This window comes from Halomonas sp. 3F2F (genome assembly GCF_014897805.1).
In the GTDB taxonomy this organism is placed as follows: Bacteria; Pseudomonadota; Gammaproteobacteria; order Pseudomonadales; family Halomonadaceae; genus Vreelandella.
In genome coordinates, this window is the sequence record NZ_JABUZE010000130.1 from 130,858 (window position 1) to 147,077 (window position 16,220).

Below are 16,220 nucleotides of genomic sequence, written 5' to 3' on the forward strand. Positions count from 1 at the left end.
CCGCCTTCACGGGTTAATTAACACTCGTGCATAGGATGCCAGATCACTTGCCAGCAAGCCACGTTCACCCGTTGCTTTAGCTGCTTCATCGCCTGCCAGCGCATGCACCATCACCCCAAGCCATGCCCCGCGCTCCATGTTGTCGCTTTGGGCAACCAGTGTACCTAGCATACCGCTCAGCACATCCCCCATGCCGCCGCTGGCCATACCAGGATTGCCATAGGGGCATATTACTAACCCGCTGGGGCCAGCCACTAAGCTACCTGCCCCCTTTAAAATCACAACGCCGCCCCGCGCTCGCTGCAAGGCTCGGGCAGCCGCTGGGCGATCTGCTTGAACATCCGCGACGGAACAGCCTAGCAACCGAGCCGCCTCACCCGGGTGCGGTGTTAATACCCAATTATCACGACGCTCATCAGGCCAGCGACTAGCCAACAGGTTGAGTGCGTCCGCATCAACAATTAATGGCACGTCTAATTGCAAGGCACTCTGCAGTATCGCTTGCCCCCAGGCCTCTTGCCCCAGCCCCGGCCCAACAACAATCACATCTGCCTGGGAAGGCAGTTGGCCTGCATCGGCGCCACCGCGAATACCATGGGCCATTACTTCAGGACAGCGCATCAAACTAGCAGTCACATGCTCAGGTGCCGTTGCCAAGCTGACCTTACCGGCGCCTAAACGCGCGGCCGCTTGAGAAGCGAGCAACGCTGCACCACCAAACCCTGGTGCGCCTCCCATTACCACGACATGCCCCAGGTCACCTTTATGGCTAATACGGGAACGCGGCGTGAACACCTCCCCCAAAAGCTCATCGTCCAAACGCCATGCGCTGGGCGGTATATCAAAGAATGCTTGCGCCTTGACACCTAACGGGCGGAAGTCAATTTCGCCGGTATAAGCAGGTGCATCGCCTGTATGCAGGCCAATTTTGTCACCTATAAACGTCACCGTGCAGGCTGCATTGACAGCCAGCCCCATGACGGCACCTGTGTCTGCCGAGATTCCAGAGGGAATATCCAACGCCAACACCGGTTGATGCGACGTATTGATCGCTTCAATCACCGGCCTTATTTCTCCGGCAACATCACCCGACAGCCCGGTGCCGAGCAGTGCATCAACAATCACTTCGCCAGCCAAGGTGGTGTTTGACTGCCACTGGTCCAAACCAACGCCCGCCGCCGATGCCAGTTCGGCAGCGCGGGCGACATCCCCCGTCAGCGCCTCGAAAGGCCTAAGTGAGATGCGTTGCACTTTAAGCCCGGACTGCATGGCCAACGCAGCAAGCACATGGCCATCACCCCCGTTATTACCGCTACCACACAGCACTGTCACGCTTCGTGCATGCGGCCAGCGGGAGCGGAAACTGTGCCATGCACTGGAGGCTGCTCGCTGCATCAAGGCAAAACTTTCAATGCCGCCGGCAATCGTACGCCGATCAAGCTCACGCACTTGAGCCGCTGTATAAAGGGGGCGTAGCGAGGAAGTACTTAACGTGGGCACGATCTCTCCTTAATCTGGTGACAGTTGGGCGCTAGTAGGTTGATAACCACTTATGCGTTAGCATAGCGCGCTTAACGCGCTACCGTTGATTTACCATGCAAAACTCCACCACCTTTTCACTATCTGATGATGACTTAACGCATCTTGCGGCCCTAATCAAAACATGGGGTCGAGAGTTAGGTTTTCAGCAAGTAGGTATTACAGACACTCAGCTAGCAGCTCATGAAAAACACCTAGCTACTTGGCTTGAAAAAGGTCACCACGGTGACATGAGCTTTATGGCGAAACATGGTACCAAGCGCACCCGCCCGGAGGAGCTTGAACCCGGCACCCAGCGAGTTATCAGCGTGCGCATGGACTACTTACCCGCTGAAGTAGAAAGTACAAAAGTGCTGGGCCAACCTAGCCGTGCCTATGTTTCACGCTACGCACTGGGGCGCGACTATCATAAATTAATGCGCAAACGTTTGGCGCAACTAGCTAAAAAAATCGAGCAGCAAGTCGGCGCGTTTGGTTATCGCGCATTTGTCGACTCAGCGCCCGTTATGGAGCGCGCCTTAGCGCAAAAAGCAGGCCTTGGCTGGTTTGGTAAAAATGCCATGCTACTCAATCCCAAGGCGGGCTCGCTTTTTTTCCTCGGCGAGCTGTATACCGACTTGCCGCTTCCTATTGATGCACCGTTTACTCAGGAACACTGTGGCAGCTGTAACGCCTGTCGCACCGCCTGCCCAACCGGTGCCATTGTAGATGACAAGGTCGTCGACTCGCGCAAATGCATCTCTTATCTCACTATTGAACTGCATGGCGCGATACCCACGGAGTTTCGCCGCGCCATGGGCAACCGTATTTACGGTTGCGACGACTGCCAATTGGTGTGTCCTTTCACTCGCTTCACCCGCGTTACCCAGGAAGATAACTTTGCGCCGCGCCATGACCTTGACCGCGCCGACCTCCTTAGCCTGTTTGCTTGGGGAGAAGACGAATTTTTGGATAAAACAGCAGGCAGCCCCATTCGGCGTATAGGCTACGAACGCTGGCTGCGCAATCTCGCCATCGGCCTGGGCAATGCACCCTGGAGTCGCGCGGTAGAGGCAGCCTTGTGGGCAAGAAGAGCCTATCCCAGCAGTTTAGTACGTGAGCACGTTGCTTGGGCGCTTGAGGAGCAGCGCCTCAAGCGCGGTGCAAAAATTGCCACTGACGGCGCATAGCCACTTCTCTAAACTACCTCACTCCTCTTCGTCTGTTACCGTTTCGAGGCGTAAGAACGTACTGCGATAGTGAGCTAACTCGGCAATCGACTCCTTGATGTCATCCATCGCCAGATGGACATTCTGCTTTTTAAATCCTGCTAAGGCACCTGGATTCCAGCGTTTTGCCAACTCCTTAACGGTCGATACGTCCAAATTACGGTAATGGAAAAACGCCCAAAGATCCGGCATTTCACGCTCCAGGAAACGCCGGTCCTGGTGAATGCTATTGCCACACATAGGCGAGGAGCCAGACACCACATAGTGGCGAAGAAAATCGAGCGTTTGCTGCTCGGCCTCAGCAGTAGTCACGGTGCTCGCTTTGACGCGCGCAACCAGCCCACTCTCCCCGTGGGTCTTCTGATTCCAGTCATCCATTTGTGCCAGCTGGCTATCAGGCTGCTTCACCGCAATCACCGGCCCTTCCGCTACGACGTTTAAATCGGCATCGGTAATCAATGTGGCCACTTCAATGATGCGCTCTTTGTTTGGATCCAGACCGGTCATTTCCAAGTCTATCCACACTAGCAAATCATCTCGCGGAGTGGCGTTGTCAGCAGTTTGCTCGCTCATTACATTCATTCCTTGGCCAGTACCGCCACTTAATACGGCGATTAGAGTTAAAGTGTGGCTTATATTGCCCTAACCAGCACCCAATACAGGACAGTAGACTGCCCAGGTGAGTACAATGCCACTATTGTACCGAGCATCAGGTGGTCATGAGCAAACGTAAATTAAGTCGCCAGCAACAGTGGCGAGTCGATAAAGTCCAAGCGGAACGTGCCCAACGTGCTGAAAAGCGTGATGTGAAAGACGCTGAAAAACTTGCCGCTGGCGAATATGGTGCCGAACAACCAGGCCGAGTTATGGCTCACTTCGGGCGAACACTAGAAGTGCGCGATGCTGACGGTACGCCCGTGCGTTGCCACCTTCGTGCCAACCTAGATGGCTTGGTCACCGGCGACCGGGTGATTTGGCGAGCAGGCCAGGATGGCTCTGGCGTCGTCGTGGCCCGCGAGGAGCGCGACAGCGTGCTAAAGCGCCCAGACCCGCGGGGCCAGCTTAAGCCTGTGGCGGCCAACATCGATCAATTGCTGATCGTCTTTGCGGTAGAGCCCGCTCCTCACCCCAATTTGATTGACCGTTATTTGGTCGCTGCCGAAGCAACAGGTATTGCCCCCGTGCTGGTGCTCAACAAAACCGACTTGCTACCAGAAGATGGTGGCAAACTGGGAGAACTGCTTGAGCGCTACCACTCACTGGGCTACACCGTGGTGCGCACCACCACTGCTAATGAAGCAGGCTTAGATGATCTACGCCAGCAGCTTGAAGGGCGAACATCTGTGTTTGTCGGCCAGAGTGGCGTGGGCAAATCATCACTGATTGATCTTCTGCTACCCGATGAAACTTTGCGTATTGGCGCTCTGTCAGAAGATTCGCGTAAAGGCACCCACACCACCACCACCGCTCGGCTTTATGCGATGAGTAGTGACGAAGTGACTGACGGCGAGCTTATTGACTCACCGGGTATTCGCGAGTTTGGCTTGATCCATCTTGATGAACAGGAAGTTACCGATGGATTTATTGAGTTTCATCCGTTCATTGGCCATTGCCGCTTCCGAGATTGCCGCCACCGCAACGAGCCGGGCTGCGCTTTACTTGAAGCAGTCGAGGCAGGCAAGATCCATCCAGAACGTTTTGCCAGCTATCGGCGCATTCTCGATAGCTTAAACGCATAATTTTTATTAGCTTGATGCCTGATATGTCAATTGCTAAGCATAGGGAGCTGTCAATGAGCACCGCTAGCCATTCATCGGAAACCAACCTACTGCCGCTGATTGTTGAGCCCGAGCAGCTTCAAGAACATCTGGATAATCCACAGCTGCTGATTATCGATGTACCAGTGAATGGCGATAGCTATCGCCAAGGCCATGTACCGGGTGCCATTTACCTTGATTTTCGCTACCTAATGCGTGGCGAAGGACCGGTACCCAATGATGTGCCTAGCACTGAATTTCTCTCACGACTGTTCAGCGCACTTGGCCTAACCCGAGATACTCACGTCGTCGCTTATGATGATGAGGGCGGCGGCTGGGCGGCACGACTGCTATGGACACTGGAGCTAATCGGCCACACCCGTTACTCGTATTTGAATGGCGGCATCCATGCATGGAGAGATTCCGGCTTGGCAGAAAGCACTGAATCCACCGCCCCAACACCAAGTGAGTACCGAGCGGAGATCTTAAACCCGCACGCCTTAATCACCTGCGATGAAATCAAACAAAAGCTCGCAGATAAGCAGTTCGCCGTTTGGGATGCTCGCTCTAAAGGCGAGTTTGATGGTGAAAAAGGCAACAATAAGCACCTTGGTCATATTCCGGGAGCGGTCAACATGGACTGGCTCAACGTCATGGATCGCAATCGCGCACTTCGTATCCGCGATTACGCTGAGCTAATGACCGAACTAGGCGCGCTCGGCCTAACGCCCGAAATGGAAATTGCTACTCACTGCCAAAGCCATCATCGCAGCAGCTTCACGTGGTTAGTCGGTAAAGCGCTGGGCTTTAATATACGTGGTTATGCGGGCTCCTGGGGCGAATGGGGCAACCGCGACGACACACCGATTGAGAAGTGAAGATACGACTGTGACTGTTTCCCAAAAAGCGTTTTCCCTAATTCAGTACCCACTCCCTCACCATGCGCTTTCGCGCTTAACAGGTAAGCTCGCCCAGTGCGACGCTCCCGCGGTGAAGAACAGGTTAATTAAGGCGTTTATCAAACGTTTTAATGTGGACATGAGCCAAGCGCTGGAGCCAGACCCCACCGCTTATGCAACGTTTAATGACTTTTTCACCCGCGCTTTGAAAGCCGATGCTCGGCCATTGGGAGAGGGCCTGCTAAGCCCTGCTGATGGCACCCTGTCACAGTTCGGGCGTTTACAGGCAGGCCAGTTAGTACAGGCGAAAGGCCACACGTTTTCTGCCCAAACCCTGCTAGGTGGCGACAGCGCGCTAGCCGAAGAGTTTATGGGCGGCAGTTTTGCGACTGTTTACCTCTCTCCTCGAGATTACCACCGCGTACATATGCCGGTTACAGGCACCCTGCGCGAGATGATTTATGTGCCAGGGCGGCTCTTCTCGGTCAACCAAGCAACCGCTAACTACGTGCCAGGGCTGTTTGCTCGTAACGAGCGATTGGTGTGTATTTTCGATACCCAGCACGGCCCAATGGCCATGGTATTGGTAGGTGCAATGATCGTCGCGGCGATCGAGACTGTCTGGGCAGGCCAAGTGACGCCGCTTTCAGGACACCCTCAGCGCATGCGTTTCGGGCAACCAATCACGCTTGAAAAAGGCGCTGAAATGGGCCGCTTCAAACTGGGCTCAACGGTGGTGATGTGCTTTGCCAAGCCGGTGACGTTTGAAGACAACCCGCTGGGCGCCAAGGTACAAATGGGCCAAACACTGGGCGAGCCCTAAAACGCGAGAAATTAGTGCTAACAATTAGCTGTTGAAAATGTAAGCACGTCTTCCAGGCGTGCTTTACCCAGCGCCAGCTGAATAAGACGGTCCATACCCAATGCCACCCCGGCGCTTTCTGGCATTCCATGGTCTAGCGCTGCTAGCAGCTGCTCATCAACATCCACCTCAGGTAAACCTAAACGGCGACGCTCGGCATTGTCTTCACTGAAACGCAGCCGCTGCTCCTCAGCATCAATCAGCTCATCATAGCCATTCGCCAGCTCAACACCATTGAGATAAAGCTCAAAGCGAGAAGCGACCCACTCACCATCTGCGTCTTGATGGCGGCGCGCCAAGGCCGCTTGGCTGGCAGGATAATCCACCACAACACTCAGTTCGTTTTGGCCAAGCGTGGGTTCAATTACCATGCTCATTAACAGGTCGAGACAAGTATCGCGGCTCTCTTCTGCTAGCGCATGTGTCGGCATTTGGCCACGCTCTGCAGCCAACGTACGCAATGTCTCAATAGAGGTCGTAAAGGGGTCTACCGCTAAGTAGGTATGAAACAGCTCACGGTAACGATAGTGCACCACAGGGCCTGCAAAACTCGGCAGCACGTTAGCAACCAGCGTGGTCGTCTCATCAATCAGCTGTGCCAGGGTAAACCCTGGGCGGTACCACTCAAGCATAGTGAATTCAATATTATGGCGGCTGCCAATTTCACCATCACGAAAACTTTTAGCTAGTTGAAATATCGGCCCACTACCTGCGGCCAGCAGGCGCTTCATATGAAACTCGGGCGACGTTTGCAGCCATAGTCTACGCTGGCCTTTATCAGTACGCGCCATGCTAGCGAGCGAAACTAAGTGCACATCGGTGCTGCCCCCCTGCCCCAACACCGGTGTTTCCACCTCCAACACATCCCGCTCAGCAAAAAACGCACGCACCCCAGCGAGTAAGCGTGCACGCTCGCGCAACGTTTCGATACTTGCCGTTGGCTGCCAGCTAGCCGTCATTTACGTCCCCTCCAATGCTATAAAGCCACGCATGGTCATCACGTGGCTTTATAAAGTAGATGCTTTCGCGGCTAACTAACTACCGGTCACTCGGCAGTGCTTATGCTCGAGAAACACTTATGCTCGAGAAACATAGTCGCCAGAGCGCGTATCAATCTTCAGCACTTCACCCTGGTTGATAAACAACGGTACGCGCACAACCGCACCGGATGAAAGTGTGGCAGGCTTAGAACCACCCTGGGCAGTGTCACCTTTCAAACCTGGGTCCGTCTCAACCACTTCCAGTTCAATGAAGTTGGGTGGTGTAACGGAAATCGCTTTATCGTTCCAAAGCGTAATAATATAAGGCACCTGCTCCTTGAGCCACTTTTCAGTATCGCCCAACGCTTTCTTTTCAACGGCGTACTGCTCGAAGGAACCATCCGTCTTCATGAAGTGCCACATATCGCCGTCGGTGTAGAGATATTCCATCTCCAGATCCATGACATCGGCACCTTCCAGTGAGTCACCGGATTTGAAAGTACGCTCGCCAACACGGCCAGTCATCAGGTTGCGCAGCTTAACGCGGTTAAATGCCTGCCCCTTGCCGGGCTTGACCAATTCATTCTCGACGATCGAGCAAGGATCGCCGTCGAGCATTACTTTCAAACCGCCTTTGAATTCATTGGTAGAATAGTTCGCCATGATGCCTCTCAGTGTTTTATTTCAGTAACGTAGTGCGCGAAGCCATGCTTCGCCGTTGATAATATCGTTGTAAGCGTCGTCTAATAAGTGCGCGCATGATAACCCGAAGGAGGGCTTTTTTGCAGGAGAACATTATTATCGCTGATAAGCGCCCGTCTACCCAGATTTACGCGTCATGGCAGCGGCAGCTTTCCCAAGCGATTCGCGACCCAGCCACTTTGTGCAAGCGCTTAAACTTGGACGACAGCTGGCTACCTGGTGCTTCTACTGGGCACCAGCTGTTTGAGATCTGTGTTCCCGATGCCTATCTTACGCGCATTGCCCCCAACGACCCCAATGACCCTCTGCTCCGCCAAGTACTGCCGGTAAGCGATGAAGCCTCAACACCGCAAGGTTACGTCACCGACCCGCTAGAAGAAGCAGAGCATCAGCCTGTTAAGGGGCTCATTCATAAGTACGCTGGCCGCGTGCTGTTAATTGCCAGCCCTAACTGTGCAATCAACTGCCGCTACTGCTTCCGGCGCCATTTTCCCTACAGCGACAACTCCCCTTCCAGAGCGCAATGGCAGGAAGCGCTGGATTACCTGCGCGCCGATACCACCCTTCACGAAGCGATTCTTTCTGGCGGAGACCCGTTGGCCGCCAATGATCGCCAACTGGCGTGGCTGGTGGAGCAGCTTGAAAATATTCCGCATCTCAAGCGGCTGCGCATTCATACGCGCCTCCCCGTGGTGATACCCGACCGGGTTGATGATGCCCTTCTTGACTGGCTAGCGGCGACACGCTTGCAAAAAGTCATGGTACTGCATATTAACCACGCCAATGAGATTGACCAAGCGGTCATTGATGCCTGCACACGCTTAAAGCAAGCAGGTGTAACGCTGCTCAACCAAAGCGTGTTACTACGCGGAATAAACGATAGCGTCAGCACCTTGACTACTCTGTCCGAACGCCTTTTTGAAGCGGGCGTGCTGCCCTACTACCTGCATGTTCTAGACCCGGTTCAGGGAGCGGCGCACTTTGATGTGCCGGATGACGAAGCGCGCTCACTCGTCACTCAACTGCGTGATCACTTACCCGGCTTTTTGATGCCCAGGCTAGTGCGCGAAGTGCCTGGGGAAGCGAGCAAAACGCCGCTTTAAAAGCGCAACTGGCTGATTGAACATTTTGAAGACCTTCTATTGCACAAGCTAAGAATTTGCGATGGGAAGGTTTTCAGAAAAGTAGATTTCCATCGAGACAGCACCGCTATCCGTTTTTTCACCGCTTGCTACTTCAATTGCCCGGGCATAGATGGCGCTCGGGTTCTGGGTGATGACCATATCCATTACGCCCTCGACTAGCATGCTGCGCGTATCGGGGGTTAGGCCATGCCCTATAAAACATATCTCTTTATCGCGCTTGGATTCATGCAGCGCTCGACCAATTCCATCGGATGAGCCACCGACATTATAGATCCCGACAATATCCGGATGCTGCTCTAATAAGCGGCACGTGTTGTGGTAGTTTTCATCCCGGTTATCATGGCCTTCCTGAGGTCCAATCACCGTTAAATGAGGAAAGCTCTCCTCAATCAGCGCCAAAAACCCCATTTCCCTTTCCATATGCGCGCGATAAGCGCGGCTCGCCGCCACCAGCGCCAACTTACCTTGAGGGGCACGGCAAAAGCGTCCCATTACTTTGGCGGCGGTACGCCCTGCGGCAAAGTTATCAATCCCGATATAGGCATGCCGGTTCGAGGTGGGCAGGTCAGAAATAATGGTAACGACGCGTTTTCCGGCATTCACCAGCTCATCGATCACCTGACGCACTTTGGGATGCTCAATGGCCATGAAAATCACCGCATCAGAAGTTTTGCCGTAGCGCCGCAAGGCCTGAACCAACGCCTCTGGATTGAAGCTTTCGATGAAGTGGCTGCGCACCTTAAGAGGCTCCATCGACTGTTCTGCCAAGGCTCTTACATAGGTATTTAGCCCGGTGAGATAGGGATTGCTCCCCTGCGGTAATAAAAACACAACTTTTGAAAAGACTGGCCCCAGGCGGGCTTTAACCTCCTCTTCGCCTAAATAGCCTACCTTGACCGCCGCTTCCAGCACGCGATGAAGCGTAACGTTGCGCACACCGGGCCGCCTGTTCAGAACACGATCCACCGTTGCCGTTGAGACGCCTGCGGCCATGGCAATGTCAGGTATCAAGGGACGCTTTACATCAAAAACCATCATGAATTCCTCATTGCTTAAGAGAGCAGCCCTGCCCTAGCCTATTGGTTAGTAGCTGGTGGAAAACACTTGGCTACAAAACAATAAAAAACAATCATCGTATGGAGAATAACAATGCTAGTTAAACTAGTTCGCAATAGCCATCTCGCATTAATAACAGGCATCTTCGCACTAGGTGCAACAAGCGTGACCGCACAGGAAGTCACTCTTCGCTACGGACACATGCATACACCCAACTCTATTGCGGGTATGCAGGCCGAATGGCTGGCGGACGCCATTGAAGAAAAAACTAACGGCGATGTGGCCGTTGAGATCTACCCCAACTCTCAGCTAGGCCGCCTGCAGGAACTCGCCGAAGCGGTTTCCACAGGCTCCATTGCGCTTTCCCACAATACCGCGGGGGCTATTGGCTCTCTCTACGCTCCGTTCGCCGCCTTTGATACGCCCTACCTATATCGCGATGTTGATCATCTGATGAAGGTGATGGATGTCGATTCTCCGGTGATGAGCACGCTGAACGAAGAACTGGCTGATGCTTCAGGCGTACGCTTGCTGTATGCCTTCTACTTTGGCACCCGGCATCTTACTGCCAACCAGGAGATCCATACGCCTGACGACTTAGCCGGTGTCAAAATTCGCTCGATTCCATTCCCCATCTATATGGCGACCGTTGAAGGAATGGGCGCCATCCCGGTGCCGGTGGATTGGTCAGAAGTACCCACGGCACTTGCAACCGGCGTGGTTGAAGGCCAAGAAAACCCGGTCAACGTAGTGGTCAGCGCCAAACTTAATGAAGTACAAAGCCACATGATGCTGACGGGTCACATCAGCGCCGCGCAGGTTATCGTCATTAACGATGATACCTGGCAGTCCTTATCCCCCGAAAATCAAGCGGCTATCGCTGAAGCGGCGCTGGAAGTACGCGAACGCGCTACCACCGCCATGCTGGAAGCAGAAGCCAGTGACCTTGCGCAACTTGCCGAGGCAGGTATGCAGATTATTGGCCCGGAAGAAGGCCTGGATGTAGATGCCTTCCGTACGCGTGTGCAAGCGCGAATTACTGAGGAGTTCGACGATCAATACGGCGATCTCTATCAACTCATCAACGAAACGCGTTAAGCCATGAACGGTCAAGAACCCCTATTAGGGCGAAGTCTTAGCCGGTTGTCCGAGATTTGTGTGGGTATTGCGATGCTACTGCTGGTGATCATCACCGTACTGGTCGTCGCTCAGGTACTCGCCAGGAATCTATTCAGCACTGGGCTGCCATGGGCGGATGAAGCCTCCCGGTTTGCGGGTATTTCCATGGTGTACCTGGCGACCCCTTACCTGCTGTTCCATGGCCAGCATGTCGCAGTCACCATGCTGGCGGATGCGCTATCAGGCGTTAAGCGCACCTTGTGTTTAGCGATCGCAGAACTGGCAACGTTAGGCTTTTGCGCCCTGACACTTTACGGGTTTTATCGCTTTCTATTGCGCGCGGGGCGCTTTTCCTCGCCCGCCATGGGCATCCCCAACCTGTGGCTATACATGCCAGCGCTTATCAGCATCGGGTTGCTGGCGGTGATATCAGTCTATCGCCTGGGGCGGATGATGCAGCGGAGGGCTTTAGTATGTCCTTAACGCTACTGCTCATCTTTGCGGGAAGCTTGCTGATTGGTGCGCCGGTCGCGGTTAGTCTGGGCCTGTCCGCTGGGCTGGTGATTTTTTTCTACGACCTGCCGTTCACGGTCATGGCGCAGCGCGCCATTAATACGCTGGACAGTACGCCACTGTTGGCGGTGCCGCTTTTCATACTCGCAGCGTCATTGCTGGGCGCCACGGGTGTCACGACGCATCTGTTTGAACTGATGCGTATGGTGGTTGGGCGCATTCGCGGCGGTATGGCACACGTTAATGTACTCACCAGCCTGATCTTTTCCGGCATGTCCGGCGCAGCATTAGCCGATATCGGGGCATTGGGCGGCATTCAAATTCGTCAGATGGAGCAACAGGGCTACACCAAGCGCTTTGCAGCCGGTCTTACGATTGCCGCGGCGACGATTGGGCCGATCTTTCCCCCGTCGATTCCCCTGATCATCTTTGCCACGGCGGCTGAAGTTTCCACCATCCGTGCGCTGTTGGCTGGCGTCGTCCCTGCGCTCGTAGTGGCAGCGGCGTTAATGATACAAGTCGCGGTCATGGCAAGACGCTCTCAACTGCCGCGAGATGATGTACAGCCAAGCTTTGCCGCCTTTCGTAGAAAAACGCTGATTTCGCTGCCTGCCTTACTCGCCCCGGTGCTGTTAGTCGGCGGTATGGTCAGCGGCTACTTCGGGCCAACGGAAGCAGCGGGCATGACCACTGCCTATGCCATTCTTATTGGCGTGGTTATTTATCGCACTTTAACCGTTCGTTCATTTCTGACCTGTACCCGAGAAACCGTATTATCGACCGCCAACGTGCTTTTTGTTGTCGCCTCCGCAGCCTTGTTTGCCTGGGTACTCACCATGGATCGTGTTCCAGCCCATGCAGGTGAGTGGTTACTGAGCGTGTCGGATAATCCGCTCGTTCTTCTTCTGCTGCTGAACCTGCTTTTATTGGTCGTGGGCATGTTCCTGGAAGCTATCGTCGCGATCCTTATCATCGCCCCGATTGTGACACCCGCCTTGCTGCAAGCAGGTGTACCCCCGGAACAGCTAGGCGTGGTGTTCGTACTCAACCTGATGCTTGGACTGCTGACCCCGCCGGTGGGCATGAGTCTTTACATGGTATCAATCGTTACCAAAATGCCGCTTTCCTCGATTATTCGCGGTGTAGCCCCCTTCTATCTTTCCCTTTTTGCAGCCTTGGCGTTGGTCACTTTGGTGCCCTCTTTGTCCACCTGGTTGCCTAACCTTGTTATGTAGGAAGTATCATGAGCCAATATCTTGGAGCTATTCGTCAATTAGGTTATGTGGTCAACGATATCGAAGCGGCCATGGAGTACTGGAGCAAAGTGATGGGTGTGGGGCCTTTTTTCTACAACCCGCGCGTACCTATCGAGAACTATACGTATGACGGCAAGCACTATGACGTGCATAACTCGGTGGCCCTGGCTAACTCGGGCTTCATTCAGGTTGAGCTGATCCAAACGCGCAACGATGCCCCCTCCATGTACCGTGATTTTCTACAAGCGGGCAATACAGGGTTACAGCATGTCGCCTTTTGGACGGAAGACTATGACACCGACCTTGCCGCCATGCAGGCCCGCGGTTATCACGTCAAAATGAGTGGTGAGGTCGGCGCTAATGGTCGTTTCGCTTATTTTGACCGTGAGTACCACCCAGGTACCGTTATTGAGCTTTCCGAGGTACTGGGCCCCAAGGGAAAAATGTTCCGCATGATCCGTGAAGCGTCCGAAAACTGGGACGGTAAAGATCCCGTTCGTCCCTTCCCGAACCTGAAAGAGGCAGAAGCATGATTCGCGCTGCCTATCAGATCGAGACGCCGCTTGATCCATCGCTCGTAGCAGAGATGATGGCCGGTGAGCAAAGCTCAGGCACCTTCGTCAAAGTAAAGGGCGAGACTGAAGCCATCAGAGAGCGCTTTGGTGCCAGAGTCACTCATCTTGAGGTGCTCGAAGAGCTGGATTCGCCCAGTCTTTACAGCGCCTATCTGGAGCGCAAGGGTGTTAAAGGCCCGTGGAAAAAGGTGGCGGTGGAGATTGAATACCCTGAAGACAACGTCGGGGTTAATCTTCCGAATCTTGCCGCAACCGTTGCCGGGAACCTTTTCGACTTAGGCGAGCTTACCGGCTTACGCTTGATGGCGCTGCAGCTGCGCCCAGAATATCGCGACCGCTACTCGCTGCCGATTCACGGTATTGCCGGTACGCGTAGCGCGACAGGCGTAGAAAGTCGCCCCCTGTTTGGCACCATTCTAAAGCCTAATATTGGCATGAGCCCTATTGAGACTGCCGATCTTGTCGAGCGACTTTGCGAGGCTGGCGTCGATTTCATCAAAGATGATGAAATCGCAGGCAATCACCCGTATGCGCCAGTAGAAGAACGCGTCAGCGCGGTAATGCAGCGTGTCAGGCAGTTTAGAGAGCGTAGCGGACGCAACGTTATGGTCGCGTTCAATATTACCGATGAGCTGGATGCCATGCGCCAACACGCCGATCATGTTCAGGCCGAAGGCGGCAGTTGCGTGATGGCGAGCCTTAACTGGTGTGGGCTTTCCGCGTTGCAAAGCCTGCGAGCGTCAACACCGTTAGCGATTCATGGCCATCGTAACGGCTTTGGTGCCTTCGCACGCCATCCTGCATTAGGTATTGATTTTTCCGCTTATCAAACGCTTTATCGCTTGGCAGGGATTGACCACATGCACGTTCATGGTATGGGCGGAAAGTTTGCCGACCAAACCGACGAAGTGGCCCACGCAGCCAAGCTTTCACTCACAGCGCTAGGGGGGGCAGATGACCGAGTGATGCCAGTATTTTCCTCCGGCCAATGGGCCGGCACCCTGCCGCTTACCTGCAATAAAATCCAAAGTACTGATTTTATGTTTTTAGCCGGAGGTGGAATTCTTGCTCACCCTGATGGCGTTGCGGCAGGCGTGGAAAGCCTTCAAGAAGCCTGGCAAAGCATTGAAGCAGGTACGCCGTTAGCGTGTGCCCATCGCCCGGCGCTTGCTAGGGCACTCGACTTCTACGGTGGGCGCTAAACATGCGCTATATATTTGTCGCAGATGACTTTACCGGTGCATCCGATACCTTGGCGACCCTACGGCGCGCCGGATTAAAGGCGCGGCTCTACCTAGAGGCTCCCACCTGCGAAGAAGTGGTCGACCTTGATGCTTTTGGTATCGCAACGGCTGCACGCAGCATGGGCCAACAGGCATTAGCCACGGAAATGCAGCGTATCGGCCATCAGTTATTGCCACATCAGCCTGACATTCTGCACCTAAAGGTATGCTCCACCTTTGATAGTAGCCCAAACACTGGCAATATCGCCACCGCCGTTACTGCCCTTTCTGAACAGCTAAAACCGGCCACCACATTGATAGTGGGTGGCCAGCCAAGCCTTGGGCGTTACTGCATATTTGGTAACTTATTTGCAAAAAGCGCGGATGGGCAGATTTATCGGATCGACCACCATCCTGTCATGCAGCAACACCCGGTTACGCCCATGCAGGAAGCTGACTTGCGCCGCCATTTTAGCCACATGGGCCTGGCCAACGTTCAGCTTCTGAATAGGATTGCGCTGCACAGTGACGATCCCCCCCCTAGTACGCCAGTGCTATGCGATACGCTTGATACCAACGATCTCAAACGTATCGGCGAACGGTTTCGCAGTGCTTTAACGCCACAGTTGTGGGTTGGCGCCAGCAGCGTGGTAGAAGCGATTTATCCAAACCATCAGGCGTTAGAGCCGCCCAGCAGCCTCCCCGGCCCGCTGCTCGTCTTTGCGGGCAGCCGCTCCTCTGTGACGGCCGCTCAGGTAGCAGCCACTCACAACATGACAAAAGTGACGATTTCGGCTCGCCAGCTGGCACATCAATCACACGTTGAGTATGAGCAGATTGTAAGTCTCCTGCGGGAAGGACAGGCAACCCTTGCCGTGCTCGATGAAGATACAACCCATGGTCTTACGGCATTAGACATCGCCCAATACTCTGCGAAACTGATCGCGTCACTCATCCGCTCAAACAGTATCGGTACACTGCTAATTGCTGGGGGAGACACTTCAAGCCTTGCCATCCGACACTTAGCGCCCCAGAGCATTGACTATATCGGCCCACTTGAGGCAGGCGTACCGGTTTGTGCGGCAAACTTTGCCGACGGCTATCAGCTACCGGTGATTATGAAGGGCGGTCAAATGGGCTCAGTTACGCTTTTTGATAGGGTTTGCGCGCTAACCTGCCGAAACGATAAATAAGCGGCATTAGTAAAAGATCGACACCGACCCAGCCCAGATCCGCGGCACCAATCGCTTCATCGCGGCGCCACAGATTTTCCAGACTGCGAATACCGCTGGTGCTGGTAAAGAAATCGCTTAGGCCTGCCACGATCCGCTCGCTTTGCAGCCAATGAACATCGCCATCGCTATCCACTACAAACTGGTTGAGTCA

Annotated in this window: 17 protein-coding genes; 11 read left to right on the top strand and 6 right to left on the bottom strand. The window is 54.3% G+C overall.

Annotation, left to right across the window (positions count from 1 at the left end):
* Positions 1-6 precede the first annotated feature (6 nt).
* Positions 7-1,500, bottom strand: a complete 1,494-nt coding sequence (locus INT21_RS13120; RefSeq protein WP_193061263.1) for an NAD(P)H-hydrate dehydratase — start codon at positions 1,498-1,500, stop codon at positions 7-9.
* Positions 1,501-1,595: 95 nt separating this feature from the next.
* Between INT21_RS13120 and queG the strand changes: the two genes are divergently transcribed.
* A complete protein-coding gene (gene queG / locus INT21_RS13125; protein ID WP_193061262.1) occupies positions 1,596-2,708 on the top strand; it encodes a tRNA epoxyqueuosine(34) reductase QueG in 1,113 nt (370 codons plus the stop codon).
* 18 nt (positions 2,709-2,726) lie between these two features.
* Here queG and orn read toward each other — a convergent pair whose 3' ends face one another.
* Positions 2,727-3,320: an oligoribonuclease gene (gene orn, locus INT21_RS13130; protein ID WP_193061261.1), complete on the bottom strand. Its 594-nt coding sequence runs from the start codon at positions 3,318-3,320 to the stop codon at positions 2,727-2,729.
* 146 nt (positions 3,321-3,466) lie between these two features.
* On the opposite strand from orn, the gene rsgA reads away from it, so the two are divergent.
* From rsgA to asd, 3 genes are read left to right on the top strand one after another with little or no spacing between them, the layout of a single operon-like run.
* A complete protein-coding gene (rsgA, locus tag INT21_RS13135) occupies positions 3,467-4,486 on the top strand; it encodes a small ribosomal subunit biogenesis GTPase RsgA (RefSeq protein ID WP_038485630.1) in 1,020 nt (339 codons plus the stop codon).
* Between the two features lie 53 nt (positions 4,487-4,539).
* Entirely contained in the window at positions 4,540-5,382 is an 843-nt protein-coding gene (locus tag INT21_RS13140) for a sulfurtransferase (RefSeq protein WP_193085315.1), read from the top strand.
* Positions 5,383-5,392: 10 nt separating this feature from the next.
* Entirely contained in the window at positions 5,393-6,226 is an 834-nt protein-coding gene (gene asd, locus INT21_RS13145) for an archaetidylserine decarboxylase (protein WP_193085316.1), read from the top strand.
* A 17-nt stretch (positions 6,227-6,243) separates the two neighbouring features.
* Here the strand turns inward: asd and epmA are convergent, their stop codons facing one another.
* A complete protein-coding gene (gene epmA / locus INT21_RS13150; protein WP_193085317.1) occupies positions 6,244-7,224 on the bottom strand; it encodes an EF-P lysine aminoacylase EpmA in 981 nt (326 codons plus the stop codon).
* Between the two features lie 117 nt (positions 7,225-7,341).
* A complete protein-coding gene (gene efp / locus INT21_RS13155) occupies positions 7,342-7,908 on the bottom strand; it encodes an elongation factor P (RefSeq protein ID WP_009721928.1) in 567 nt (188 codons plus the stop codon).
* 119 nt (positions 7,909-8,027) lie between these two features.
* Here efp and epmB point away from each other — a divergent pair, with 119 nt between their 5' ends.
* The gene (gene epmB, locus INT21_RS13160) at positions 8,028-9,050 is read left to right on the top strand and encodes an EF-P beta-lysylation protein EpmB (RefSeq protein ID WP_193085318.1); all 1,023 of its coding nucleotides are present in this window, start codon (positions 8,028-8,030) and stop codon (positions 9,048-9,050) included.
* Positions 9,051-9,098: 48 nt separating this feature from the next.
* Here the strand turns inward: epmB and INT21_RS13165 are convergent, their stop codons facing one another.
* The gene (locus INT21_RS13165) at positions 9,099-10,130 is read right to left on the bottom strand and encodes a LacI family DNA-binding transcriptional regulator (RefSeq protein ID WP_193085319.1); all 1,032 of its coding nucleotides are present in this window, start codon (positions 10,128-10,130) and stop codon (positions 9,099-9,101) included.
* 111 nt (positions 10,131-10,241) lie between these two features.
* Here INT21_RS13165 and INT21_RS13170 point away from each other — a divergent pair, with 111 nt between their 5' ends.
* From INT21_RS13170 to INT21_RS13195, 6 genes are read left to right on the top strand one after another with little or no spacing between them, the layout of a single operon-like run.
* Complete coding sequence (locus INT21_RS13170) at positions 10,242-11,246, top strand: TRAP transporter substrate-binding protein (RefSeq protein ID WP_193085320.1); 1,005 nt, start codon at positions 10,242-10,244, stop codon at positions 11,244-11,246.
* A gap of 3 nt (positions 11,247-11,249) precedes the next feature.
* Positions 11,250-11,750, top strand: coding sequence for a TRAP transporter small permease (locus INT21_RS13175; RefSeq protein WP_193085321.1), 501 nt, complete (start codon positions 11,250-11,252; stop codon positions 11,748-11,750).
* A complete protein-coding gene (locus tag INT21_RS13180) occupies positions 11,741-13,015 on the top strand; it encodes a TRAP transporter large permease (RefSeq protein WP_193085322.1) in 1,275 nt (424 codons plus the stop codon). The genes INT21_RS13175 and INT21_RS13180 overlap by 10 nt, the downstream gene beginning before the upstream one ends.
* A gap of 8 nt (positions 13,016-13,023) precedes the next feature.
* On the top strand, positions 13,024-13,569 hold the full coding sequence (locus INT21_RS13185; RefSeq protein ID WP_193085323.1) for a VOC family protein: 546 nt from the start codon (positions 13,024-13,026) through the stop codon (positions 13,567-13,569).
* The gene (locus INT21_RS13190) at positions 13,566-14,813 is read left to right on the top strand and encodes a RuBisCO large subunit C-terminal-like domain-containing protein (protein ID WP_193085324.1); all 1,248 of its coding nucleotides are present in this window, start codon (positions 13,566-13,568) and stop codon (positions 14,811-14,813) included. Before INT21_RS13185 ends, INT21_RS13190 begins: the two co-directional genes overlap by 4 nt.
* 2 nt (positions 14,814-14,815) lie before the next feature.
* Positions 14,816-16,027, top strand: a complete 1,212-nt coding sequence (locus INT21_RS13195; protein WP_193085325.1) for a four-carbon acid sugar kinase family protein — start codon at positions 14,816-14,818, stop codon at positions 16,025-16,027.
* Here INT21_RS13195 and INT21_RS13200 read toward each other — a convergent pair.
* A complete protein-coding gene (locus INT21_RS13200) occupies positions 15,978-16,202 on the bottom strand; it encodes a hypothetical protein (protein WP_226930653.1) in 225 nt (74 codons plus the stop codon). The two genes, INT21_RS13195 and INT21_RS13200, sit on opposite strands and share 50 nt — an antisense overlap.
* Positions 16,203-16,220: the final 18 nt, after the last annotated feature.